General features: G+C 40.9%; 22 protein-coding genes and 1 other RNA gene. 7 read left to right on the forward strand and 16 right to left on the reverse strand.

The genetic code is table 11. The annotated features are described in order from the left end of the window. Nucleotides 1–24: 24 nt before the first annotated feature. The gene (czrA, locus tag ACNO7B_RS09515) at nucleotides 25–354 is read right to left on the reverse strand and encodes a Zn(II)-responsive metalloregulatory transcriptional repressor CzrA (protein WP_007500691.1); all 330 of its coding nucleotides are present in this window, start codon (nucleotides 352–354) and stop codon (nucleotides 25–27) included. A 187-nt stretch (nucleotides 355–541) separates the two neighbouring features. On the opposite strand from czrA, the gene ACNO7B_RS09520 reads away from it, so the two are divergent. Continuing rightward, entirely contained in the window at nucleotides 542–1,867 is a 1,326-nt protein-coding gene (locus ACNO7B_RS09520; protein ID WP_035703247.1) for an APC family permease, read from the forward strand. A gap of 97 nt (nucleotides 1,868–1,964) precedes the next feature. Next, nucleotides 1,965–2,627, forward strand: coding sequence for a lysozyme family protein (locus tag ACNO7B_RS09525; RefSeq protein ID WP_035703248.1), 663 nt, complete (start codon nucleotides 1,965–1,967; stop codon nucleotides 2,625–2,627). A 34-nt stretch (nucleotides 2,628–2,661) separates the two neighbouring features. On the opposite strand, the gene prpB is transcribed toward ACNO7B_RS09525, so the two are convergent. The 4 genes from prpB to ACNO7B_RS09545 form a co-directional block, all read right to left on the reverse strand. Beyond that, nucleotides 2,662–3,579: a methylisocitrate lyase gene (gene prpB, locus ACNO7B_RS09530; protein WP_039963936.1), complete on the reverse strand. Its 918-nt coding sequence runs from the start codon at nucleotides 3,577–3,579 to the stop codon at nucleotides 2,662–2,664. Nucleotides 3,580–3,591: 12 nt separating this feature from the next. Next, nucleotides 3,592–5,028 carry a bifunctional 2-methylcitrate dehydratase/aconitate hydratase gene (locus ACNO7B_RS09535; RefSeq protein ID WP_138825919.1) on the reverse strand — a complete coding sequence of 479 codons (1,437 nt, stop codon included), beginning with the start codon at nucleotides 5,026–5,028 and terminating at the stop codon, nucleotides 3,592–3,594. A gap of 2 nt (nucleotides 5,029–5,030) precedes the next feature. After that, complete coding sequence (gene mmgD, locus ACNO7B_RS09540) at nucleotides 5,031–6,173, reverse strand: citrate synthase (RefSeq protein ID WP_019743303.1); 1,143 nt, start codon at nucleotides 6,171–6,173, stop codon at nucleotides 5,031–5,033. 167 nt (nucleotides 6,174–6,340) lie between these two features. Then, nucleotides 6,341–6,880, reverse strand: coding sequence for a DUF420 domain-containing protein (locus tag ACNO7B_RS09545; RefSeq protein WP_008346516.1), 540 nt, complete (start codon nucleotides 6,878–6,880; stop codon nucleotides 6,341–6,343). Nucleotides 6,881–7,084: 204 nt separating this feature from the next. Here ACNO7B_RS09545 and ACNO7B_RS09550 point away from each other — a divergent pair, with 204 nt between their 5' ends. Next, nucleotides 7,085–7,591 carry a GNAT family N-acetyltransferase gene (locus ACNO7B_RS09550; RefSeq protein ID WP_008346514.1) on the forward strand — a complete coding sequence of 169 codons (507 nt, stop codon included), beginning with the start codon at nucleotides 7,085–7,087 and terminating at the stop codon, nucleotides 7,589–7,591. A 152-nt stretch (nucleotides 7,592–7,743) separates the two neighbouring features. Here ACNO7B_RS09550 and ACNO7B_RS09555 read toward each other — a convergent pair whose 3' ends face one another. From ACNO7B_RS09555 to ACNO7B_RS09590, 8 genes are all read right to left on the reverse strand, one after another. After that, on the reverse strand, nucleotides 7,744–8,535 hold the full coding sequence (locus ACNO7B_RS09555) for a LysM peptidoglycan-binding and 3D domain-containing protein (protein ID WP_007500712.1): 792 nt from the start codon (nucleotides 8,533–8,535) through the stop codon (nucleotides 7,744–7,746). A gap of 256 nt (nucleotides 8,536–8,791) precedes the next feature. Further along, nucleotides 8,792–10,573 carry a DNA helicase RecQ gene (gene recQ, locus ACNO7B_RS09560; protein ID WP_138825923.1) on the reverse strand — a complete coding sequence of 594 codons (1,782 nt, stop codon included), beginning with the start codon at nucleotides 10,571–10,573 and terminating at the stop codon, nucleotides 8,792–8,794. A 135-nt stretch (nucleotides 10,574–10,708) separates the two neighbouring features. Further along, nucleotides 10,709–10,894: non-coding RNA, 6S RNA (gene ssrS, locus ACNO7B_RS09565), on the reverse strand. Between the two features lie 133 nt (nucleotides 10,895–11,027). Next, a complete protein-coding gene (locus ACNO7B_RS09570) occupies nucleotides 11,028–11,528 on the reverse strand; it encodes a TraR/DksA family transcriptional regulator (RefSeq protein ID WP_025207496.1) in 501 nt (166 codons plus the stop codon). Nucleotides 11,529–11,617: 89 nt separating this feature from the next. Next, entirely contained in the window at nucleotides 11,618–12,265 is a 648-nt protein-coding gene (locus ACNO7B_RS09575) for an SDR family oxidoreductase (RefSeq protein ID WP_017367442.1), read from the reverse strand. Between the two features lie 177 nt (nucleotides 12,266–12,442). Then, complete coding sequence (locus ACNO7B_RS09580) at nucleotides 12,443–12,784, reverse strand: PH domain-containing protein (RefSeq protein WP_008346505.1); 342 nt, start codon at nucleotides 12,782–12,784, stop codon at nucleotides 12,443–12,445. Between the two features lie 277 nt (nucleotides 12,785–13,061). Further along, nucleotides 13,062–13,199, reverse strand: coding sequence for a YozQ family protein (locus ACNO7B_RS09585; RefSeq protein ID WP_417901462.1), 138 nt, complete (start codon nucleotides 13,197–13,199; stop codon nucleotides 13,062–13,064). A gap of 49 nt (nucleotides 13,200–13,248) precedes the next feature. Continuing rightward, nucleotides 13,249–13,461, reverse strand: coding sequence for a DUF6501 family protein (locus ACNO7B_RS09590; RefSeq protein WP_017367443.1), 213 nt, complete (start codon nucleotides 13,459–13,461; stop codon nucleotides 13,249–13,251). A gap of 209 nt (nucleotides 13,462–13,670) precedes the next feature. Between ACNO7B_RS09590 and ACNO7B_RS09595 the strand changes: the two genes are divergently transcribed. The 4 genes from ACNO7B_RS09595 to ACNO7B_RS09610 all read left to right on the forward strand — a co-directional run bounded on the left by ACNO7B_RS09595 (nucleotide 13,671) and on the right by ACNO7B_RS09610 (nucleotide 19,049). After that, nucleotides 13,671–15,155, forward strand: coding sequence for an aldehyde dehydrogenase family protein (locus ACNO7B_RS09595; protein WP_410685161.1), 1,485 nt, complete (start codon nucleotides 13,671–13,673; stop codon nucleotides 15,153–15,155). Nucleotides 15,156–15,255: 100 nt separating this feature from the next. Further along, the gene (locus ACNO7B_RS09600; RefSeq protein ID WP_417901463.1) at nucleotides 15,256–17,133 is read left to right on the forward strand and encodes a prenyltransferase/squalene oxidase repeat-containing protein; all 1,878 of its coding nucleotides are present in this window, start codon (nucleotides 15,256–15,258) and stop codon (nucleotides 17,131–17,133) included. Further along, entirely contained in the window at nucleotides 17,126–17,947 is an 822-nt protein-coding gene (locus ACNO7B_RS09605; protein ID WP_265786182.1) for a superoxide dismutase, read from the forward strand. The genes ACNO7B_RS09600 and ACNO7B_RS09605 overlap by 8 nt, the downstream gene beginning before the upstream one ends. A gap of 151 nt (nucleotides 17,948–18,098) precedes the next feature. After that, a complete protein-coding gene (locus ACNO7B_RS09610) occupies nucleotides 18,099–19,049 on the forward strand; it encodes a bile acid:sodium symporter family protein (protein ID WP_041091269.1) in 951 nt (316 codons plus the stop codon). A gap of 31 nt (nucleotides 19,050–19,080) precedes the next feature. On the opposite strand, the gene odhB is transcribed toward ACNO7B_RS09610, so the two are convergent. The 3 genes from odhB to ACNO7B_RS09625 all read right to left on the reverse strand — a co-directional run bounded on the left by odhB (nucleotide 19,081) and on the right by ACNO7B_RS09625 (nucleotide 25,327). Continuing rightward, on the reverse strand, nucleotides 19,081–20,337 hold the full coding sequence (odhB, locus tag ACNO7B_RS09615) for a 2-oxoglutarate dehydrogenase complex dihydrolipoyllysine-residue succinyltransferase (protein ID WP_007500721.1): 1,257 nt from the start codon (nucleotides 20,335–20,337) through the stop codon (nucleotides 19,081–19,083). Between the two features lie 14 nt (nucleotides 20,338–20,351). Beyond that, nucleotides 20,352–23,186, reverse strand: a complete 2,835-nt coding sequence (gene sucA / locus ACNO7B_RS09620; protein ID WP_035703265.1) for a 2-oxoglutarate dehydrogenase E1 component — start codon at nucleotides 23,184–23,186, stop codon at nucleotides 20,352–20,354. Between the two features lie 224 nt (nucleotides 23,187–23,410). Next, complete coding sequence (locus tag ACNO7B_RS09625) at nucleotides 23,411–25,327, reverse strand: vWA domain-containing protein (RefSeq protein ID WP_417901464.1); 1,917 nt, start codon at nucleotides 25,325–25,327, stop codon at nucleotides 23,411–23,413. Between the last annotated feature and the right edge of the window lie 6 nt (nucleotides 25,328–25,333).

Below are 25,333 nucleotides of genomic sequence, written 5' to 3' on the forward strand. Positions count from 1 at the left end.
ATATAAAAGTAGGAAGGTTTTTTCTCAATCATGCTGTGCATGGTGTATCATTTGTTCAAGCACTTCCATCACATGCTGATCTTCAGGACTGTAAAAAATCGAGGTCCCTGCTCGTCTAGATTTCACGAGACGAAGATTTTTTAAAAAGCGCAGCTGATGAGATACGGTTGATTGCATAAGGTTTAGTGTTTCTGCTATATCATTTACTGAATGTTCACCTTGAGACAGCAAATGTAGAATACGAATACGCGTCGGATCAGATAAGGCTTTAAATGTTTGGGAGACAAGAAATAGACTTTCTTCGTCCAGCTCCATCCGTTCCTGTTCTTGATTTGTATTCAGTTCTTCCTTCATTTCGCTTCACCTTTCTTGTCAGTCAACTCACGACTTATTCTATGTATCATCATATACCAAAACGTGTAGCATGCAAAGCTTCCACACCTTTTGAAAAAAGATTTATTCAAATAGCATTGACACGTGGTAGCATTCTTTTTAAAATGAGCATTATTTATACATTTTTTTAGAGGAGCTGATAGGCAAATTGACTGAAGAGCCAAGACTAAAACGCAGCCTGACTGTTTTTCCGCTTGTTGTGATCGGGCTTGCTTATATGGACCCACTTGTCGTATTTGATTCATACGGCATTGTTGCTCAGCTGACGAAAGGACACGTTGCTGCAGCTTATATCTTTACTTTACTGGCATTACTATTGACAGCGCTTAGCTATGGGAATATGGTGAAGGCTTTTCCAAAAGCAGGATCTGCATATACATACGCGCAAAAAAGTATTCATCCTCACGTTGGCTTTCTTGTAGGCTGGACACTATTGCTAGACTATTTATTTTTGCCTATGGTGAATTTTGCAATCGGAAGTGCTTATTTAACCGCAGCCTTTCCTGATGTACCTCATTACATTTGGATCATCATACTTGCTATCGCCATAACGACTGTCAATGTAATCGGTATACGTCTTACAGCCAACATTACAGCGCTATTTGTGACCTTTCAGGTGATTGTCGCTGTTACATTTGTTGGGTTTATTATTTATGGGCTCACGCAGCATGCAGGCACAGGAGAGTTACTGTCAACCCGTCCGTTTTATTCAGCGAGCTTAGATCCCGCCCTTATTTTTTCCGGCGCAACGATTTTATGTTTTTCTTTTCTAGGATTTGATGCGATTTCGACCATGTCTGAGGAAACAATTAAGCCAAAAAGAACGATTCCTCTCGCCATATTTTTAACGGTCGCTATTGGAGGTGTGCTGTTTACCCTTACCTCTTATTTTTTACAGCAGGTGTTTCCAAATTTTCAACAGTTCAAGCATCCAGATGCGGCATCACTTGAAATTGCGGAATTTGTGGGCGGAGCGTTTCTCCACTCATTCTTTTTAGCCGGCACCATGGTCGCTGTCATCTCTTCCTCCCTATCATCACATGCAAGTGCCGCAAGACTCTTGTATGCGATGGGAAGAGATCAATCATTACCAAAGCGTTTCTTCGGTTATATTCACCCAACATTGAAAACGCCTGTATTTAATATTTTATTAATTGGTGTTTTTTCGTTAACCGCAGTTGTTGGTGAGCTTGAGGTCATTTACTCGTTTATCAGCTTCGGGGCATTAATTGGATTTACGTTTGTTAACTTGTCTGTTTTCGCCTACTATTTCATCAAACAAAAACAAAGAGGTGTATTAAACACACTGAGGTATGCCATCATCCCGCTTTGCGGAACGGCTTTTTGTATTTGGCTCTTAACAAGCATCAGTACAAATGCATTAATCATCGGCATGGTGTGGCTCATGATCGGTTTTGTTTATTTCTGCTATAGACTGAAATCAAGAACAGAATTTACGTTTGGCTATGATTGAATATAAGGTTTTCACTTGGTATCCTGTGCAGGATATGGCATAATATAAAGGCTGTACTTCCCTTTTAAAAGCGGGGCAAAACAGGGGTGAACTGACCTTGAAAAAGAAAAAAACAGGATGTTTTGCCATTTCAGGCTGTTTCACGATTTTTCTGTTTGTTTGCGTATTAGCGGCCATTGTCATTTCCTTTAATCAAAAGGAGTTAAAAAAGCTGCCGATTGATACGGAATCAATTGTTTTGTCGAGATTGGATGATTACAAACCGCTTGTAGAAACAGAGTTAAGAGATCAAGATTTAGATCAATATACCGCGTTAATTCTCGGTATGATGTATCAAGAATCAAAAGGCAGAGGCGGAGATCCAATGCAGTCCTCTGAATCTCTTGGTTTGAAACGAAATGAAATCAATGACCCTCAGAAAAGCATTAAACAAGGAGTCCATCATTTTTCGACTATGTACAAGCATGGGAAGAAAAAAGGCGTTGATTTGGAAACCATTATTCAAAGCTATAACATGGGAATCGGCTATATTGATTTTGTTGCAAAAAACGGGGGAAAACATTCCGAAAAATTGGCAAAGCAATACTCCAAAAAGCAAGTGAAGCGAAACCCTGAAGTCTATACATGCGGGGGCGACAAAGATAACTTCCGCTATCCGTATTGCTACGGTGATTTCACTTATGCTAAAAAAGTAAAAGAAAAAACGAAAACAGTTGAAGAAAAGATGAAATTGGCTTCATCATCCACACCATCATCGTAAAAAAAGCACTTCCTAAACGGAAGTGCTTTTCATTTTATGAATGCTCTTTCCCGATTTCCGGCAGGATCGTTTTAGCTAAATGCTGATCCATTTCTTCATATTCATCATAATGAATCGTTTCATATAGCTCTTTTCTCGTTTGCATGTCCTCCAGCATTCCCTGTTGCGTCCCTTTTTCCTTAATCTCTGTAAATAAACGCTCATACGCTTTTGCAGCAACTCTCAGGGATGACACTGGATAAATCACCATTTGAAAGCCAAACATAGAAAATTCGTCTGCATGATAATAAGGTGTTTTTCCAAACTCCGTCATGTTTGCAAGAAGCGGCCCTTTTATATTATTTGAAGCATACGTGAAATCTTCTGCTGTGATCAGCGCCTCAGGAAAAATGGCATCTGCTCCTGCTTCTAGATAGAGATTAGCCCGGTGAATCACATCCTCCATCCCGTTTACTGACTTCGCATCCGTTCTTGCGATGACGAGAAGTGTAGGTGCCGCTTGTTTGATCGCTTTGATTTTCGCCATCATGTCTTCTACTGAAACGAGTGATTTTCCGTTTAAATGTCCGCATTTCTTCGGCATTTGCTGATCTTCAATTTGAACAGCCGCTACCTTGCTTTCCACCATTTCTTTTGCTGCCCTGGCCGCATTTAATACACCGCCATAGCCAGTATCCATATCAACTAAAAGAGGCAGCTGAGAAGCTCGAATGATTTCCTTTGCCTTTTCCGCCATTTCAGTGGAATGAATCATACCGAGGTCAGGAAGCCCTTTGCTTGCGCAAAAAGCGGCACCCGATAAATAAAGCCCTTGAAATCCCATTTTCCTCGCATAGAGCGCAGACATTCCATCGTGAACGCCTGGAATTTGAAATAAAGCGGATTTGTGCATTTGCTCTTTAAAAGCTGCGGCTAAGTCAGCTTGATTTACTTCATCATTCACGATCCACACACTAGCTCCCCCTTATATGACAAATAAATCCATAAACGCTGGTACTGTCGTTGTTTTTAATTGATTTGGATTTTGACAAAGTGAAACAATTTGATCGACTTGTTTTTGTGGAAATCTCGTTTTCAAATGATATGCCCATTTCTTTTCAAGCAGCGGGATCCCTTCCTGCCTTCTTCTGCGATGACCAAGCGGATATTCAATTTCGATTCGATCTGTCATCGTTCCGTCTTTAAAGAAGATTTGAACACAGTTTGCAATTGATCTCTTTTTCGGATCTAAATAGTCTTCTGTATACCGTTTATCTTCTTTGACGATCATTTGATCACGCAAACGGTCAATGAGCGGATTCTGCGCCGTTTCTTCTTCATAATGATCAGCGGTCAGCTCACCATAGATTAACCCAATGGCCGTAATATACTGCAAACAATGGTCACGGTCTGCCGGGTTGTAAAGCGGTCCTTTTTTATCAATAATTCGAATGGCTGATTCATGTGTCCTAATCTCAATTCTGTCAATCTCATCTAAACGGTCTTTTACCGCGTCATGTAGAATGACAGCGGCCTCAGCGGCAGTTTGCGCATGAAATTCTGCTGGATAGGCAATTTTAAAGAGTACATTTTCAATCACATATGACCCGAGCGGCTGGGCAAGTGTGAGTGGTTTTCCTTTCATTAACACATCTTCAAACCCCCACTTTTCTGCACTGAGGGGCGTTTGATAGCCCATTTCTCCTTTCAATGTCATCATCGCTAGTCTCACTGCACGGCTTGTGGCATCCCCTGCTGCCCACGATTTCCTTGATCCTGTGTTCGGGGCATGCCGGTACGTTCTAAGCGGTGAATTATCCACAAATGCTTGTGATAACACATGCTGCACATCTTCTTTCGTTCCGCCAAGCATTGCACAAACGACTGCACTTGATGCCACCTTGACAAAAAGAACATGATCCAAGCCATTTCGATTCAAACAATTTTCTAAAGCAAGCACACCTTGTATTTCGTGTGCCTTTACAATCGCATGCAGTACGTCATTCATCGAAAGCGGTTCTTCTCCGTTTGCAAGCCTCGTTCTGCTGATATAATCGCTTACAGCCAATATCCCGCCCAGGTTATCTGATGGATGGCCCCACTCCTGTGCAAGCCACGTGTCATTATAATCTAACCAGCGAATCATACAGCCAATATCAAAAGCCGCTTGAACAGGATCTAATACAAATGAAGTGCCGGGCACTCTTGCTCCGTTAGGGACAACAGTTCCAGGTACAATTGGTCCAAGATGCTTCGTACATTCTGGAAAGTTGAGCGCCAGCATTCCGCAGCCGAGTGTATCCATGAGTACATACCGAGCTGTTTCAATGGCCTCTTTGCTCGTAATTTCTCCATCCACGGCATAGGCTGCGATGTCTTCTAATAGTTGATCTGTTTGATTGGCTACTGCTGTTTTATTCATCTTCATTCCCCCGTTTTTCCATCATCATTTGAGACTTTTAATCCTCTTGGTCCTAAATACCGTACTCTCGGTCTAAAAATCCGATTGTGTGAATGCTGCTCGATGACATGCGCTGCTAATCCGCTTGCTCTCGCAGCAAAGAAAATCGGTGTATAAAGTGAAATAGGAATACCGAGCACGTAATAAATAGGTGCTGCGTAATAATCAAGGTTTGGATAGAGGTTTTTCTTTTCTTTCATATATGCCTCGCCTGCGACGCACATGTCATAAAGCGTCGTGTCTCCTTTTGATTCGGTAAGCGTTTTCAACGATCGTTTTAAAAGAGCCGCTCTTGGGTCCATTTTTCTCATATATACCCGGTGTCCAAAGCCCATCATTTTTTCTTTTGCGGCTAATTTACGTTCGATGAGCGCAAGGAAACCTTCTGTTGTTTTGCCTTCGAGCAGCATGTGCATGACTGCTTCGTTTGCGCCTCCGTGTAAGTCACCTTTTAATGAAGAAATCGCTCCAGTAAAAGCACCATACATGTCAGAATGAGTAGATGCAATGACTCTTGCTGCAAATGTTGAATTCGGCAGCTCATGCTCACTATAAAGCGTGAGCGTTTGGTCAAATGCTTTGATTTCGTCTTGTGCCGGAGTGCGGCCTGTTAACATCGCTAGAAAGTTTTCAGTGTAGGATTTGGTCTGGTCTGGAGTAGGTGTGGTGTCTTGTGTGAGAATATGATAGCTTCCCGCAACAATCGCTGGCAGCTGGCCAAGTAATCGAACGGCACGCGCTTGTTGGCATGCTTCTGATCGATCATTCAGTTGTTCATCGTACCCTGCAAGAGCAGATAAACACGTTCTCATGGCATCCATTGGGTGAGTGGTTTTTGGCAGTTTTGTCAAAATGGTTTGAATGGTTGGATGTAAGCTTGTTTGTGAGGAAATATCTTGCTGAAATTGGTGATATTCCATTGCATCTGGTAATCTTCCATAAATGAGCAGATAGGCTGTTTCTAAGTACGTCTTGCTTTGTGCCAGCTCGATGAGGTCATAACCGCGAATCACAATTTCTTCTTGCTGGACATCTAGGAACGAAATTGACGTTTCACTTGCCACAATGTCTTCAAGCCCCGGTTTGTACTGCAATTGTTCAGTCATCATATAACCCCCGTTTCGTTCAATTGTGTTCTCCAAACGAGCAAACGGCCAGACATGATGTGATTCTATAGGTGGGAAGATACCGTGCAAGTCGGATACCCAATTCCCATTTTATCCAAAGCACTTCATCTTGTAAATAAAAGAACGTATGTCCAGATGGACATACGTTAGCTGTAATATGGAGAAATCATAATATATACGATGACACCTGTTAGACTGACATAGAGCCAAAGAGGCATGGTCCATCTGGCAATTTTACGATGACGTTCGACTTGCATTTGTGCGCCTCTAAAGAGAGTGATCAGTGCAAGCGGTACAATGACGGCAGATAAGACGATATGTGTGATGAGAATAAAGAAGTAAATCGGACGAATGATTCCTTCTCCCCCGAAGTGTGTATCAGCTGCCATTGAATGATACGTCACATACGAAATTAAAAAGACAAGTGTTGTTGAAAAAGCCGCAAAGATAAATCGTCTATGGGCTTTAATGTTCTTTTGTTTAATCATAATGAGCGCTGAAAGTAAAAAGATAAACGTAAAACTGTTCATCACGGCATTCAGTAACGGCAGAAATGTAATATCCAGATGACTAAATTTATCTGTTTTTGGCATGAAAAATAATAAAGCAATTAAGCCGTTTATGGCAATTGTTAAAAAGACAACAATGCCGGTGAAATTTTTCGGTTTTTGATTCTGTTCGTTCATGTTTGAAAACCTCTCTTTATTAGTTCCGACTAAGAGTATGTTATTTAACTTTCTCTCTAAAGTCAATGAATTCGCTGTCTTCGTCGAATTTTAGACAAACTTGCCGATTGCCTGCCTTCTAGCGGCTTGAAAGATCCACTCACTTCCTTTAGAATGGGAATTTGTGTGGTTTTTATCAACTCTTTTATGAAAGGAGCAATAGACTTGTCAATCTTACAGGAAACAACAAAAGATGTGAAGACATTAGAGCAAGAATTACAGCAGTTGCAGTTCCAAATGTATCGAATGCAAGAAAATATTAAAGATATTTCAAAAAAAGCAAAGATTATTGGCATTGATCAAGCGAAGGAAGATGAATGGATGATCGTCTCTGCAATTGAGAATGCAGATACGTGCAAAATCATGTTAAGCGATTGTGAAAAAGCTTTTCGCGGACAATCTGATTTTTCCTTGATTGCGGAATATCCTGAAGAAGGAAAGATTCACATTGCCGATATTAAAGGCCCGCCTGATAATGGCTATGGATCCATCTGTATGAAGCATTTAAAAGAAATCGCAAGAGAGCAAAACATTCCAGTCATTACTGGGGATCTCGTCAAAAGAGATTGGAACCATGTGGACCGCCTGATTCATTTTTATGAAAAACACCATTTTGATGTCCAAATTAATTGGAAAGAGCAAAGCGGAGAAATTTATTGGGTGGACAGCTAACGACACAAAAACCAGCGTTGAGATGGGCTTATACGCTGGTTTTTGTCGAAAATGCGAATTTTTCAGAAAAATATGTGTATTCTTGCCCAAAAAAAGGTATAATAAAAGCATCAGGCCGCCACCTGATGCTTTCTTCCAAAAACAATAGACTACTAGTTAAGTACTTTCACTTTGACTGATTTTACGCCCCAATTTTTAGCTTGGGATTTGCTTGGTACGTGTACATCAATTTTGTTACCTTTAATTGCGCCGCCAGTATCTGCTGCGATGGCTTCACCGTAGCCTTCAACATAAACCTTACTTCCTAATGGAATGACATTAGGATCTACTGCGATTACTTTTGCATTTGGGTTTTTGTTTAAGTTTACCCCTGTTGCAGTGATACCTGAGATGCCACCATCATTTGCTGTATAAGCCGTAGCCGTTACAGTCATTTCTTTTTGAACACTTTGACTAGCAGAAGATGATTCTGCTTTAGCTGTTTCCTTTTTAGGAGCAGCTTTTTTCGTTGTTTGCTCTTTTTGGACAGGTGCCTGTTTTTGAACAGGTTCTGAGCTTACCGGAGCTGAGCTTTGACCAGCAACACTTAGTGTTGAACCAATCATAATTATATCTGAGTTTAAGTTATTCCAAGACTTAATATCGCTAATTGACACATTGAATTTTTGAGCGATTTTCCAGAGGCTGTCCCCCTTCTGGACTTTGTACTGCTCCTGAGTTTTCTCTTTTGAAGAGATTGTCAATTTATCTCCTACATAGATCATGTCTGTAGATAAATTGTTCCAACCCTTTAGGTCCTTTAGAGACACATCATTTTTTTGAGAGATTCCCCAAAGTGTATCACCTTTCTGTACAGTGATTTCCTTTGCAGAAGCTTGCTGTGCTCCTAATGCTGTTGTTGAGATTGCTGCAACAGCAACCAAGGACATAATAGTCTTCTTCATAAAGTAAATCCTCCCTTGTTAGCTTTTTATGGCGGCTAACGAGTGCTATCGTAACATATGTAAATGTCATTTCAATAACAAAACGATATGTTTTAGATTACAGTTCCTTTACATGAAACATCTCTCTCCATTGGTAAATCAGCCCACTAAATGGCTCAATTCCGCATCATATCAAGGTTTTGTAGGGATGGAAATCATCATGATGAAAACGCGTCCAAGTGAAACGAAAAAAATTTATTTTCCTTCTTCAAACTCTTTATTTTTTCTCTTTTTCTATAAATAAACGAATTTCTTCTAAAAAAACATCTCCATATTTCTCTCTTTTTTGTGCGCCGACACCTTTAATATTTAAAAGTTCTTCTTCTGTTTTAGGCTCTACTGCTGACATTTCCTTCAATGTTTGATCAGAAAAGACAACAAATGGCGGAACGCCCTGCTCTCTTGCCAACTTCATTCTGACCATTCTTAACTGCTCAAATAATGCATCATTTTCTTGAATAGCCTCTGCCTTTATCGCCTGCTTTTTATAGACGGTCTCCTGCCCCACTAGCACTTTCTTTCCTTTTTGTGTCACTTTTAGTGTTGGAAAAGCTCCTTCAGACATGTGTAAATACTCTTCTGTAATTAAAAATTCAATGAAATCACTAATATGTTGGGCTGAATGCTGTTTCATTAAAGCATAAGTAGGAAGCCGGTCGAAACCAAAATCAAGTACTTTTTTGTTTTTAGAGCCGGCTAATACTTGAGCTATCATCATTTTTCCGAATCGTTCGTTCATTCTAACGGTACATGACAAAACCATTTGTGCTTCTCTCGTGACGTCTTCACGCTCTCTCTCGTCTAGACAGTTGCTACATTTTTGACAAGGGGCACTTGATGATTGGTCAAAGTAATCCATCACAAATTGCTGAAGGCACTGTTCCGTATGACAGTAGTCTACCATTTGTCTCAACTTGAGCAATTCATGCTGATACCGCAATTCATCTTCTGTTGATTGTTCAATGAGAAAGCGCTGCACGCGTACGCCTTGCGGTGAAAACAGCAAAATGCATTCACTTTCAAGCCCGTCTCTCCCGGCACGTCCTGCTTCTTGGTAGTAACTTTCAATATCTCTTGGAATTTGATGATGAATGACAAAACGTACATTAGACTTATTAATCCCCATACCAAATGCAGATGTAGCTACCATTACTTGAATATCATCATTTAAAAAAAGATTTTGCTGTTCTTCTCTGACTTCATCATCTAATCCTCCGTGATAAACACCCGCTTTGATCTTTTGCTTTTTTAGACGATGATAAATTTGATCTGCTTCTTTTCGTGTGGCTGTATAAATAATGCCTGACTCAAGACTGTTTTTCTTCATATATTGTGTGATGAATTGGTCGTTGTTTTGCCCTTTCACCACTTGAAAAGACAAATTTTCTCTAGCAAAACCAGTAAAGATTGTTTCTTCTTCGTCCATGCCAAGTTGCTCACATATATCCTGTTGGACCTTCTTTGTAGCAGTGGCTGTTAATGCTACAATAACAGGCCTATTTGAAAGCTTGTTTACACATTCTTGTATAAAGCGATAGCTCGGTCTAAAATCATGTCCCCACTCAGATATACAGTGCGCTTCATCAATAGCCATTAAAGGAATCGTCAATCGATCAAGCAGCTGAAAAAAACGTTCATTTTGTAAGCGTTCAGGGGTGATATAAAGCAAATCATACTCCCCCTGTTCACATCTTTTCAGCCTTGTATTCATTTCACCTGCTGAAAGTGTACTATTTAAAAAGGACGATCGTATTCCCATCTCATTTAACGCATCAACCTGATCTTTCATTAAAGAAATAAGCGGAGATACAACGATTGTCGTTCCTTCCATCATAAGGGCAGGAATCTGGTAGCAAACCGATTTCCCTCCGCCTGTCGGCATAATGCAGACCGTATCCTTCCGTTTATTCACAATCGATTCAATGGCTTGTTTTTGTCCTTGCCTAAAAGCATCAAAGCCATAATATTGTTTAAGAAGTGCTTCAGCTTGTTGTAACATCCAATTCCCTCTCCGTCGTTTGTTTTGTCTATTTTAACATACATTTGTACATGCACATTCGGTCTGTTCAAAATCGTATTTTGGACAAAATAAAAAGCCATTTTCCAAAAATGGAAAATGGCTTGAATCATCCTAGGAAAAGCTGCGGATGCCGTAATCTAAGTAAGAAAGTTTTAAACCACCACTCCTCAAAGTGGGTGTTTGCAGAAACGTTCCTGTCTTCCTCTCGAAGGAGGCGTGACATTCCGGCTTCAATATAAAACTCCCTATTACAGCTTAAAGGTTAAAACTTAATTAACATTACGCGCATCGCAGCCTTTAAACTATACTACACGAAAGTTTATTAAATTTCAAGATATGTTTTTTCTAAAAAAATACTCATGTATACAAGATATTTGTCCATGTAGACGGGGAAAAACATTATGTTGAGAAAACATAAATTCCTCTCATCATGTTATTTTTCCTCATCTACATCAACATCTTGCTCTTCTTCTAGCCTTTCATACGTATCTGAATGTAATTGATCCATTGTTTCTCTATTTGTTAAATCACGCATTTGCTCAGAGAACGAACGGTCAAATTCATTTGGATCTTGATTGGTTTCTTCATTTTTCTTTGCATCAATTGAATAACGAGTATAGGGTACTGCTTTCAAACGTTCATATGGAATGTCTTTTCCTGTTTTTTCACAAATTCCATATGTTCCGTCTTCCATCCGCTTAAGCGCCGCATCAATTTCACCTTCGAGCTGATCATCGACTTGATCCAGCGTCTGTTCGGTCATACGATCTAAATAGATGCTTCCGTGATCTGCGATATGGTTTCCAACACCATTTGAAATCTCATTCGATTCGACCAGCATGGATTCTTCTTTCTTTTTTGATCCTTTCACATCTTCTTTTAATTGAATAAGTCTTTCATATAAATCAGCTTTTTGCTCTTTCGTTAAGCTCACGGTCAATCACTCCTTTCTCTTTACCTTCCCGCTCCATGCGAAATGAAAACATCAAAAAAGCCGCCGCCTTTGGCAGCAACTTTCTTCATTTAAAGATTGCGAAGTGCTTCTTCTACTGGTGTATCACCTTTGATTAAGTCAAAGGCTTTATTTTTCACATTGGATTCCGTTAAGCTTTCCACTAAGACAGTGGCTACATCTTCTCTGGAAATCTCAATGTCACGATCGTCTGGAATATGAGCCGCCGCTTCTATTTTCCCTGTCTTCTCCTCATGCAGCAGTGCTCCTGGCCGCACAATGGTGTAAGAAAGACCAGACTGTTTTAAATGTTCATCGGCTTTTCTTTTCGCTTCATAATAAATCTCCATACTGCCTTGTCCTTTTCCTTGATGAGGATCGTCGGCATTATAAGAACTCAGCATCACAAAATGCTGAATATTTTCTTTTTTGGCTGTATCAACGAGGCGTTTTGCCCCCTCTTGATCAACAGCGATGGTTTTATCTGCACCTGTTTTTGAGCCTGAACCAGCTGCAAAGATGACAGCTTCTGCTTGCTTCACAGCATCTGTCACATCCTTTTCAAGATCACCGATGACAGGCGCTGCCCCAAGTTCTTTTAGCGCATCTGCTTGTTTTTCATCTCGAATGAGAGCAAGCGGCTCATGTCCTTTTTCTTTTAAATATCGAATGACAAGTCTCCCTGTATGTCCGTTTGCTCCAGCAACTAATACTTTCATTGTTCATTCTCCTTTCTGTATCTGTTTCATCTTTATCCTTTTTTGATGTGATTCAAACACATGAATAGAAAAAAGCCTTCCCCACTGTAGTGGGAAAAGCTCAAGAGATGTGCGATAGATAAAAATAAGAACAAAGAATGAGAAAAGTGCATGTGATCTATGTAATCGCATCGTTGATCAGCAAAGATGTTTTGTTAAAATGGCCTGCACGTCACTCAAATCTGTATCTTTAGAAAAATCGAGTTCAAATACTTTTGAGCTTGTAACAAGCAGCATACCAGTGTCCTGATCAAACACGCCAGCTTCTTGAATGGCAAAACTTTCAATTGATCGATACGGCAAGGAGACCCTGACTTTCTTTTTAGAAAATACGCGGTTATCGCCAAAGATCAGTCGTTTATTGGTGAAACAAATTTGGTCGTGACGCAGTCTGTAAACAGCCTCAATTCTTTCTCCTTCAATTAATAAGGATTCGAATTTTTTATGATCATTTTGTTTACTGACAGAAAAAATACCCACGTAAACCCCCTCTTCCTGCATCAAATTCCTTTATGACAAAACGGCCACACGGCTCTGTGGGTACGTTTTATTCTCACTTATAGAATACGCTATAAATCGTCGTTATTCCATTACGAATAGATTAAATTTCATTTAACTTTTTCTTTTTGATCCGATGCTCTTTCCTCTACTTGTTTAGACTATGAAAGCAGGAAAAAAGTTTCAGTTTTTTTCAAGAAATCATTCGTTATGGGACCATAAAAAAACAGTGATTATGTAAAATCACTGTTTTAAATGACTATTCATCTTTCGGGGTATCAATCGTTCCTTCGGCGTACACATCAGAAATTTGCTCAAGTGTAATCGCCATTTCAGCATCTTCATTGTCATGCCAAGCATTTTGATGTTTCTGCTCTTCTTGCTGCTGCTTTTTCATCATCATCACCCTTTACTGTTTTTCTTAGTATGAGTGATGAACCTCAAAATCATTCAGCAGAATTGTCTTCGAAATACTCTTTGTAATACCCGCCTACTTTACCCGTATTATCAACGACAAAGAGAAATTCCTCTGTTTCATTTTTCACATCATATGTGTGTCCAACCGTTAATGCCCGGTCAACCATATATTTTTTTGCATTTGTATGTACACATTTTACTTGTTTTACCGTTTCAGCCGTTTGCCAGTTTTGATGGATCATGATTTAAAAACTCCTTTTTTCATCTATACATTTATTGTAGCCAATTTTTCGTGAAATGCAATGAGTGTTATCGATTGCTTTCAAAGATGTCGTGTAATATGATAAATGTATACGTTTACATGTGTGTGCGTATACAAATGGCTTCATGTCCACTTTTTCCACCTAGAACTCGCAGAACAACCCATATCTTTAAGGAGGTTTGTTTATTTATGAGCTCTACAACACTTCAAATCAGTTCAAAACTCGAATCTTTTCTCCAAGGGACGAAAAAACTCTACATTAACGGTCAGTTTGTCACAAGTCATGATAACAAAACATTCTCTACACCTAACCCTGCCACAGGAGAAACCCTTATTGAGGTATATGAAGCAGGTGCAGCCGACATTGATGAGGCAGTAAAAGCTGCTAAAAAGGCGTTCCATGGACCTTGGCGTTCTATGTCTGCAGCCGAACGTGCCCGCTTGATGTTTAAGCTGGCAGATTTAATGGAAGAACACCAAGAAGAACTAGCTCAGCTGGAAACACTTGATAATGGAAAACCAATTAATGAAACAACCAATGCGGATATCCCTCTTGCCATTGAGCACATGCGCTATTATGCAGGGTGGACCACAAAAATGACTGGACAAACCCTTCCTGTCAGCCAGGGATATTTTAATTATACTCGCCATGAGCCTGTTGGCGTTGTGGGACAAATCATTCCTTGGAACTTCCCGCTGCTCATGGCCATGTGGAAAATGGGTGCTGCACTAGCAACAGGCTGCACCATCGTTTTAAAACCAGCCGAACAAACACCGCTATCTGCTTTATATTTAGCTGAATTAGTGGATAAAGCCGGATTCCCAGAAGGCGTGATTAACATCGTTCCTGGATTTGGTGAAACAGCCGGTGAAGCATTAACCAATCACCCTGATGTCAATAAGCTGGCTTTCACTGGATCAACAAGTGTTGGAAAATTGATCATGGAGAAAGCAGCCAAATCCATCAAGCGTGTTACTTTAGAGCTTGGCGGAAAATCGCCGAATATTATTTTACCAGATGCCGATTTAAAGAAAGCCATTCCAGGTGCATTAAACGGCGTGATGTTTAACCAAGGTCAAGTGTGCTGTGCAGGATCAAGGGTCTTTGTGCACCGGAGCCAATATGATGAAGTCGTCGATCAAATGGCTAAATATGCGACATCCTTAAAACAAGGAGCTGGTCTTCATCATGATACCCAGATTGGGCCTCTAGTGAGTAAAGAGCAGCATGAACGTGTGTTAGGTTATATCGAAAAAGGGAAGTCAGAAGGTGCAACAGCCGTAGTCGGTGGTGACTGCCCTTATGAAGCAGGCTATTTCGTCTCCCCTACTGTCTTTAGAGATGTAGAAGATGAAATGACAATCGCAAAAGAAGAGATCTTCGGTCCAGTTCTATCTGCGATTCCTTACGATTCCATTGATGAAGTGGTCGAACGGGCCAATCAATCTGACTATGGGTTAGCGGCAGGACTTTGGACAGAAAACTTAAAGCATGCCCACGATATCGCTGCACGCCTAGAAGCAGGAACCATTTGGGTCAACTGCTATAATGTCTTTGATGCCGCCTCCCCGTTTGGCGGATATAAACAGTCAGGCCTTGGCAGAGAAATGGGATCATATGCCCTAAACAACTATACAGAAGTCAAAAGCGTGTGGATTAATCTGCAAGACTAATCATTTAAGAAAGCCGGTGACGATGTCATCGGCTTTTTTTGTGCTGTCATGTGACAGGCCGACTCCTGAATATAGTGATAAAGGAAAGGAGCATGGCCGAATGCAAGATTTAAAAACGAGAGTCAACGAATATATCGATGAACTGCACATGCAGGTAGAACGCAGACAAAGAGAAGATGGCGCATTTGTTTTCTGCTTTGAAGGACCTATGATGACAAATTCTTTTTTCATTATGCTGTTAAAAGCCGTTGGTGACCCCGATCAGCAATTGATCCATCAATTGGCCGAAGCAATACATGCCAAACAAAATGAAGATGGTTCCTTTTCTTTGTATCATGACCAGTCGGGACATCTCACAGCTACAGTACAAGGTTATTGCGGCATGCTCGCATCTGGCAGATTTCAAAAAGACGAGCCCCATATGGAAAAAGCAGCACAATATATTCGCTCAAAAGGTGGACTAAAGAACGTTCATTTTATGACAAAGTGGATGCTTGCCGTAAATGGCATGCACCCTTGGCCCTACTTCTATGCACCTCTTTCCTTTTTACTCATCCCTACGTCTTTTCCGCTACACTTCTACCACCTTAGTGCCTATGCAAGGATTCATTTTGTACCCATGATGATCGCACTGAACAAACGGTATACCTCTCATGCTGCGTTTCCATCATTAGCCCATCTTGATGAAAACATGTCTAAAAATCCATTTGACTGGTTTATGGCAAGAGAAGAACGTTCGACTGATCACTTCCTCATGTATATGCGGTCATATACAGCCCTCGACAGCCGGCTCGACTTTTTCGGATATGAAGCGGCAAAGCGATACATGTTTGATCGTCTTGAAAAAGATGGAACGCTGTACAGTTACTTAAGTGCAACCATCTTTATGGTCTATGCCCTCATGAGCCTTGGGTACTCCCCTGGGCATCATCTCATCCAAAAAGCAGTCAGAGGTATGAAAAAGCTCGTCACCTCCTGTCAAGGCAAGATATATGCTGAGAATTCCACCTCGACTGTGTGGGATACAGCGCTTGTCAGTTACGCTTCTCAAAGAGCAGGAAGAAAACGAAAAGATCCCATGATCATGAATTCCTTCACCTATTTGCTGGACCGGCAGCAAATGAAGAAAGCGGATTGGGCAGTTCATAACCGTCATGCTGCTCCCGGGGGCTTTGGTTTCTCACATATCAATACGAATAATCCTGATTGTGATGACACGCAAATTGTGTTAAAAGCGATCCCAAAAGAATACGCTCCACTTCAGTGGAAACGAGGATATGACTGGCTTCTCTCCATGCAAAACCGCAATGGCGGCTTTTCTGCTTTCGAAAAAAATCAAGATCACTTTCTGCTTCGTCACCTTCCGCTTGAATCTGCGGAGGATGCGGCGATTGACCCGTCAACTCCTGATATTACTGGCCGTGTGCTCCATTTGATTGGTTTAGAAGAAAAAGATACTGCTTCACCCACGATTGTCAGGCAAAAAGATCGATGTGTAAAATGGCTCATTGACCACCAAGAGAAAAACGGATCATGGTTTGGCAGATGGGGTGTTTGTTATATTTATGGAACTTGGGCAGCGTTAACAGGACTGAAAGCGGCTGGCATTCCCTCCTCACACCCTGCTGTGCAAAAAGCGTGCCGTTTCCTAAAGCAGATTCAGCTTGAAGATGGCAGTTTCGGAGAATCGTGTAAAAGTGCAGAACTGAAAACCTATGTCCCGCTTCCCTTTGGCACAGTGGTTCAAACCGCATGGGCGACAGAGGCGCTCCTCCAATATGAGAAAGCAAATAACGCAGCCATTTTGAAAGCTGTCTCCTTTTTAGTGAACCATCACCATACTGAAGAAGCCATGTACTATCCGGTCGGCATTGGACTGCCAAAACAATTTTACATCACCTATCATAGCTACCCATTTGTGTTTCCGATGATGGCTTGTTCTACATTTTTAGAGGAAATGAGGCGTATACATGAATAAAGAAGAATATCGCTCACAGCTCAAAGAGTGGCTTAGCACGATTCAACATGTGTGGCAAGATGATAAAATTCATCGAAAAGTGGAACATTTACGACTCAAAATGGAGGATGACCATTCGAGTGAACAAGAATGGTACGAACTAGCCGAAAGGATTGCAGAAGACATGCAGCCACACGAAGAAGTGCGCGATGTAGCAGCTGGAAATCATCAGTTACCACCACTGCCTTATCGGTATGACGCGCTCGAACCTTATATTTCAAAAGAAATTATGTACTTGCACCATCAAAAGCATCATCAAACTTATGTTGATGGGCTAAATCAAGCTGAACTTGCGCTAAAAAAAGCAAGAAGAACCAACGACTTTACGATGATCAAGCATTGGGAACGTGAGCTTGCCTTTCATGGGGCAGGACATTATTTGCATTGTATCTTTTGGTTTTCCATGAGTCCTTCAGGGAAAAGAAAACCTACTGGTCAAATGCTTCGTCTCATTGATCAATCATTTGGCAGCTATGAGGCGTTCAAGTCACATTTTTCAGCTGCTGCCAAACAAGTAGAAGGTGTCGGATGGGCGATTCTTGTATGGTCCCCTCGATCTCAGCGTTTAGACATTTTACAAGCAGAGCGCCATCAGTTCCTCTCACAATGGGACATCATCCCCCTTCTTGCTCTTGATGTGTGGGAGCATGCCTATTACCTCCAATATCGAAATGAAAAGGCGCAATATGTAGACCGGTGGTGGAATGTCGTTGACTGGCGTGAGCCAGAAGCAAGACTAAAACAGGCTCAACAAGTGAAATGGACACCTTTTTGATCACATACTCCACATAGTTCATTTACTATGTGGGTTTTTATTAGTTTACATAATAATATTATGAACACCTCTTGCAAAATCATAGGTTGTTTTTTCAGAAAATTCATTTAAAATAGAAAAGATATGAAAAGAAAGAGAGTTGAAAGATAGTATGAACACCCTTTTACACATTAGTCACTTTGCAGGAAGAACATTCGCTATATGGGTCATTGTCTTTGCTTGTCTAGGTTTTACTTTTCCTGCGGCATTTTCTTTGATTGGACCTTATATCCCTTTTTTACTGGGCATTATTATGTTTGGCATGGGGCTCACGCTGTCTTCTGAAGATTTTAAAGAGCTTTTTAGAAAGCCTCTTTATGTATTGATCGGGGTTTTAGCGCAGTATACACTGATGCCACTCATAGCATTTTTATTGGCCTATGGGTTACATTTGCCTTCTGAAATCGCTGTTGGTGTCATTCTCGTCGGCTGCTGTCCAGGCGGGACTGCATCCAATGTAATGACCTTTTTGGCGAAAGGAAATACGGCCTTATCCCTTGCCGTGACAACGATCTCGACACTACTTGCTCCCATTTTGACCCCTGTTTTTATTTATATTTTTGCAAAATCTTGGTTATCTGTATCACCGGGTGCTTTGTTTTTGTCGATTGTCCAAGTTGTCTTAATTCCGATTATTTTAGGTGTCATCGTCAAATTGTTTTTTAAAAAACAAGTGACGTATGCTGTACAAGCACTTCCACTTGTATCTGTTACTGGCATTGTCGCCATCATTGCAGCTGTTGTCAGCGCAAATAAAGAACAGATTCTGCAATCTGGACTGCTTATTTTTGCCGTTGTTGTTTTACATAATGCTCTTGGTCTATTATTGGGTTACCTCATTGCAAAATGGTGTAAAATGGACATTCCTTCTCAACGAGCAATTTCAATAGAAGTAGGGATGCAAAATTCTGGACTTGGCGCAGCCCTTGCGACCGCACATTTTTCTCCACTTGCCGCCGTTCCCAGTGCCATTTTTAGCGTATGGCATAATTTATCTGGCTCTTGGCTGGCAACATTTTGGTCAAAAAGAGGCTACCCAGAAAATAAAGACCAAAAAAGCTAGTACCGATGAGGGTACTAGCTTTTTCTTTCGATTATCCTTCAAGCAATAGCTGTTCAGGATCTTCAAGTAGATTTTTAATCGTGACAAGGAACCCAACAGCTTCTTTACCATCGACAATACGGTGGTCGTATGAAAGAGCTAAATACATCATTGGACGGTTTTCAAAGCGTTCTTCATCAATTGCAACAGGACGAAGTTGAATTTTATGCATACCTAAAATTCCAACTTGAGGACTGTTTAAAATTGGTGTTGAAAGCAGAGAACCAAATGTTCCTCCGTTTGTGATCGTGAATGATCCACCTTGTAATTCATTGAGCGATAATTTGTTATCTCTTGCTTTTTTCGCAAGATGACCGATTTCTTTTTCAATTCCAGCAAACGATAGTCTGTCTGCATCACGGACAACTGGTACCACAAGCCCTTCATTGGCGGCTACAGCAATACCGATGTCATAGAATTTTTTAATGACAAGCTCATCACCTTGAATTTCTGCGTTGAGAAGTGGATATTTTTTAAGTGCTGCTACCACTGCTTTTGTGAAGAAGGACATGAAGCCCAGTTTCACATCGTTTTGTTCAAGGAAGGCATCTTTGCGACGCTTTCTTAGATCCATGACAGCTGTCATATCGACTTCATTAAATGTTGTCAGCATCGCTGCCGTTTGTTGAACTTCAACTAAACGTTTTGCAATGGTTTGTCTGCGGCGTGACATTTTTTCACGCTCAACTGGTTTCCCTGCTTGATCATTTTGCACCGCAGCATTTGCTTTTGGCGCGGCTTTCGGTGCACTTGCAGGAGCTTCATTCTTTTGGTAAGAAGCTACATCCTGCTTTCGTACCCTGCCCAGCGGATCTGCGGTTGGAATCTCAGATAAGTCTAACCCCTTCTCTCTTGCTAGTTTTCTAGCTGCTGGAGAAGCGATCGTTCTGCCATTACCAGATTTCGGCTCTTCTTTTGCTGCCTCTTCTTTTTGTTCAGCTGCTGGTTCTTCTTTCGAAGCTGGTGCAGAATCTTGCTCAGGTGCTGGAGCTGCGGACTCGCTTCCGCCAGCTTCACCTGCTGCAATCGTTCCGATGACTTCTCCAACTTGGACAGTGTCACCAGAATCTTTCAGTACTTCTTTTAGAACACCAGATTCTTCAGCTGTCAATTCGACATTGACTTTATCTGTTTCAAGTTCTAACAGGTATTCCCCCTGCTCAACATAATCGCCCGGCTGTTTTAGCCACTGAGCAATTGTTCCTTCCGAGATTGATTCCGCTAGTTCAGGTACTTTAATTTCCGCCATTTTTCATTTCCCCCTTAGTTTTTGCGAGTCAAGCTATCAGATACAATTCGTTCTTGTTCTTTTTTATGAACAGTTGGATCACCCTCAGCCGTACTTGAACGTCTTCTGCGGCCGATGTAACGTACTTTTACTTTTTCAGATGCAATTTCACGTAAATATGGCTCAATATATCCCCAAGCGCCCATATTTTGCGGTTCTTCTTGCACCCATACGATTTCTTCTAAGTTCGACAGTTTTGATAAAATGGCTTTAATATCTTTGGCTGGGAATGGATATAATTGTTCCACTCTCGCAATATGAAGCCAATCTTTTGAGTCTTCCATTTGAGTAAAACGATCACTAATATCGATCGATACCTTCCCGCTCGATAGCACAAGGCGTGTTACTTTTTCATGATCATGCACAAGGCCCGGCTGTTCAAGAACTGGACGGAACTGTCCATCTGTTAGTTCTTGGACTTCGGATAATGTGTTCGGGTTACGAAGCAGACTCTTCGGTGTCATGATGACAAGAGGACGAATCTCTTCACGAAGCAGCATTTTCGCCTGTCTTCTAAGAATATGGAAGTATTGAGCTGCACTTGTCAGGTTCGCAACTGTCCAGTTATTCTCAGCAGCTGATTGCAAGAAACGTTCTGTTCTTCCACTAGAATGTTCTGGACCTTGTCCTTCATATCCATGTGGCAAGAGCATCACAAGCCCTGACTTTTGTCCCCACTTGGCGCGGCCTGCTGAAATAAATTGATCAAAATACACTTGAGCCGCATTTGCGAAGTCTCCAAATTGAGCTTCCCAAATCACTAATGTTTCAGGAGAATAGACATTATAACCATATTCAAACCCGATGACAGAGCCTTCTGACAGTGGACTATTATGGACTGTAAATGATGCATTTGCATCACTCAGTTCATGAAGAGCAATGAATTCATCACCCGTTTGACTGTCGTGAAGAACAAGGTTTCTTTGAGCAAATGTGCCTCGCTCAGAATCCTGTCCGGTCATTCGAATCGGCGTACCGTCTTTTAATATAGATGCAAATGCCAGTGCTTCACCAAGTGACCATTCCACTTTGCGATCATCTGTAAACACTTTTGCACGTTTTTCAAGGATCCGCTTTAGCTTACCGAATACTTGGAAGTCTTTCGGCCAGCTAATTAATTCTTCATTCAGCTTTCTTAATACATCAAACTCTACAGATGTATCAACTGCAGGGAAGCCGTTAGATACAGGCTCTGGCAGTTCGATTTCTTGAATCGTATGTTCTTTCTTTGAAGGTACTTTTTTATAAGCTTCTTCAATTTTTGCCGTGACAGCCTGCTCAATTTCTTCTCTTTGTTCTTTTGACAGAAGGCCCTCAGTGACAAGCTTATCTGCGAAGATATTCTTGACCGTTTTGTGCTTTCTGACCGCATCGTACAGCATTGGCTGAGTAGTAGAAGGCTCATCCATTTCGTTATGGCCATATCTGCGGTAGCCAATCAAGTCAATTAAGAAATCCTTTTTAAACCGTTTACGGTATTCTACCGCCAGCTGAACAGCTGCTAAACAAGCTTCTGGATCGTCTGCATTGACGTGAACAATTGGAATCTCGAAACCTTTTGCAAGGTCACTAGCGTATTTCGTTGAACGAGATTCATTGCTTTCTGTGGTAAATCCAATCATATTGTTGGCAATGATATGGATCGTTCCCCCCACTTGATAGCCGACTAATTGACTTAAATTTAATGTTTCTGCGACAATTCCCTCTCCAGGAAATGCAGCATCCCCATGAATTAAGATGGCTAACGCTTTTTCAACGTCTTGAACTGGATAGCCTTTTTGAGTACGCGATTCTTGAGCAGCACGAGTGCTTCCTTCAATAATCGGATCAATAAATTCCAAGTGACTTGGGTTATTGGCAAGTGTGACTCTTGCACTCTTTGTATCTTCATCTTTGATTTGGCGGTCAGCACCGAGATGATATTTTACATCCCCTGTCCATCCGTAGCTGATGCCGATAGAGCCTTCTGATGGTACAAGCTCTTTATTAGGCGCATGCTGGAATTCTGAGAAAATGATCTCATATGGCTTTCCTAACACATGTGCTAATACATTTAAACGGCCTCTATGTGCCATTCCAATGTTAATATTTGAAGTCCCTTGTGTAACAGACTCGGATATAATTTCATCAAGTACTGGAACAAGTGCGTCTAATCCTTCTATAGAAAAACGCTTTTGTCCAACAAATGTTTTATGAAGGAACTGCTCAAATTGCTCGACTTCTGTTAATCTTTTGAGTACAGAAACTAGTTTATCTGCTGGTTTTTTCTTAAATAATTCGCCAGACTCAATAGATTTAGAGAGCCAGTTGCGCTCTTCGAAGTCATGTACGTGATCAAACTCAAATGAAATGGTACGCTTATACGTATTTCTCAAATGGTTAATGGCTTCTATGCCGTTTGAAATGTGTTTAGGTGCATCTGGACTAATAATTGATATTGGAATATTCTTAACGTCTTCTTCAGTTAAACCGTATTCCTTTAATGGAAACAGCTCTTGTAATTCCTTTTCTTTGCGAAGAGGATTGACGGAAGCATTTAAATGGCCATACGTTCTGATGTCTTCTGCCAGTTTAACGACTGATGCTATCTTTTGGATTTGTTCAGAAGTAACTACGCTATTTTCTTTTTTCCCAATTTCCTCCTTCATTTCACTCGGTGGTGCACCAAGTTCATCAAATATGCCTCTTATGTCTTCATCAACACTAGTAGGATCCTGGACATATTGATCGTAGAGCTCGAGCACGTAGCCGAGGTTCGGACCATGAAATTCTTCCCAACTCAACGGTTGTTTCACATCATTTTGAAACATTTTGAACACTACCCCCAACTTTGATCATCAAGTGATTGAACACTATCTCGATATAACTTCCAGAACACAATGACCAAATTTATGTAATAAAACGCTTCCAATCATATTCTACCACTGTTTCGGATTACTTTCTACATTCTTTGTTCAATTAAAGATAAAAAATTCAAAGAAAAACAAAAAATTTAAATCATTCCGAAAAATATTTTAAAGAAAGGGGCAAAACCTTATGCCCCAATGCTTTTATGCAGCAATTTCTTGAGTAATGGATATAGCACATCTGGCAATGTATCGACATCCGGTACAAAAATGCTGAACTTGCCATACATATCTTGGATCGTTTTCATCTGCGCCTCTTCAATCGGAGAATTGGATAAAAACACATTGATCACTTCAATTCCCTTTTTTCTCGCTTCGAGAACCGCTTCATGTGTATCCACGATCCCATTTTGTTCGTAGCTGAATGCAGCCGGCTCTCCGTCTGAGAAAACAATGAGGAACTTTTGCTCTTCTCTTCGTTTTAAAATCATTTTTGTCATTTGGCGAATCGCATATCCATCCCGGTTATCCTCTTCTGGCTCAAGTGACATAATGGATGGTCCTGCGTCAAATAAGGAATCTTTGAACGATACGACGGTGTTAAAGTAGTTCGGCTGACTTGTTTCAGTTGCGTCATTTGTATCTTCCCAGAACCCTACAATTTGATGAGGTACCTGCACTGATTTTAAAGCTTCATGAAACAGAACAATCCCTTTTTTTGTCTCATCCATCTTGTCAAACATACTTGCAGAACAGTCAACTAATAAAGTGAACACAGCATCAATTTGAGAAGATGGCGCTTGTTTTTTATAAAATAGTCGAGGGTTAGACTCTGTAAAATAACGAATGAGCTTTTTACTGAGACGTCCTGCATGAAGATCTGTTTTTGGCCATGTTTTTTTATGCTCAAGTGTTTTTTGAATCATTTGTTTTAAGCGTTTCTGATAAGGTTCGATTGCCTTTGCGTGCTGCTTGTACACATCTATTTGCTCTGGTGAAGGAGGTTCTGGTGAAATCATGACTGGAAATGCATATTTGTTTTCTTTTCCATTCTCATGCGCATCTGCCCCGCTTTCTTCTCCTTCTGCCTCTTCTAGTGCTTCAAGCTTTGAATAGTCTTTTCGATGGGTTTGTTTGGCTGAACCTTGAACCGTTCCAAGCGCCTGATCTCCATCGTCACCTTCTCTTGCCGCATCTTTACCGAGATCGCTTTTACCACCGTGTTCTAAATCAAATTGAAGGAAACTTTTAGATGGTGCTTCTGTTTCTCTATGCCATACTTCCATATATTCATTATGGATGTCTTCATCCCCCTCTTTTTCCCGATCGACTTTTATATCCTCACTTAATTTAGGCTTTCTTTTGAGGTCATGGAAAAGCGGTTCTTTTGCCGCTTTTTCATAGTCCAATTCTGGGAAGAAGAAGTATGTATTCAGCATATCCTTTTCAAGGAGCTCATCGAAGCCTTCTGTCAATTCCTTCACAATAGTGGCGATATCAGATGTCGAGCGTGCGTCATATACACGTTCAAGACTCGACTCAATAAACGGAATCATTGGATCTATCCGCTCATGAAGGGGTGGAATTTCTTCAAGCGGAGATTCGGCTGTCAGCTTCACGTATATCGCACAAAAGAGTGCATCTGTTAAAATACTGCGCTCTTGGTTAATCGTTAATTGTGTTTTAAAGTGACGTCTGTAAAGCTCTCTTCTCCGTTTAAATACCTTTTTTGTTCCTGGGCGGTCACGTTTAATCCGCTCTTCAATGCGGATATCTTCAAACAGCATAAACAATTGTTTGCACACATCAGGAATGGATAATGTGTGGGCATAGGAAATGATGTCTTCAAACACTGTAAGATCGCTATACACTGTCCCTACTGCTCGCAGAAACACATCACTTTTTAGGCCTGCCATCATATCCTCTTCATGACGATCATCCCAAAAATGGCTGATGAAAATTTTCTTTTCAAACGGTTCATAGTACGATTGAACACCGTATTCAAGCTCCACATCATCACTTTTGGCAAGTGTTTTGGCTAAATCCGTTAATTCCATAAATAGAAATGAATCGATTCTGCTGTCATTAAATTTGATGAATTTCAAAAGTCA

Origin of the sequence: Bacillus sp. AK25, assembly GCF_048270685.1 — a bacterium.
GTDB classification, from domain to species: Bacteria; Bacillota; Bacilli; order Bacillales; family Bacillaceae; genus Bacillus; species Bacillus altitudinis.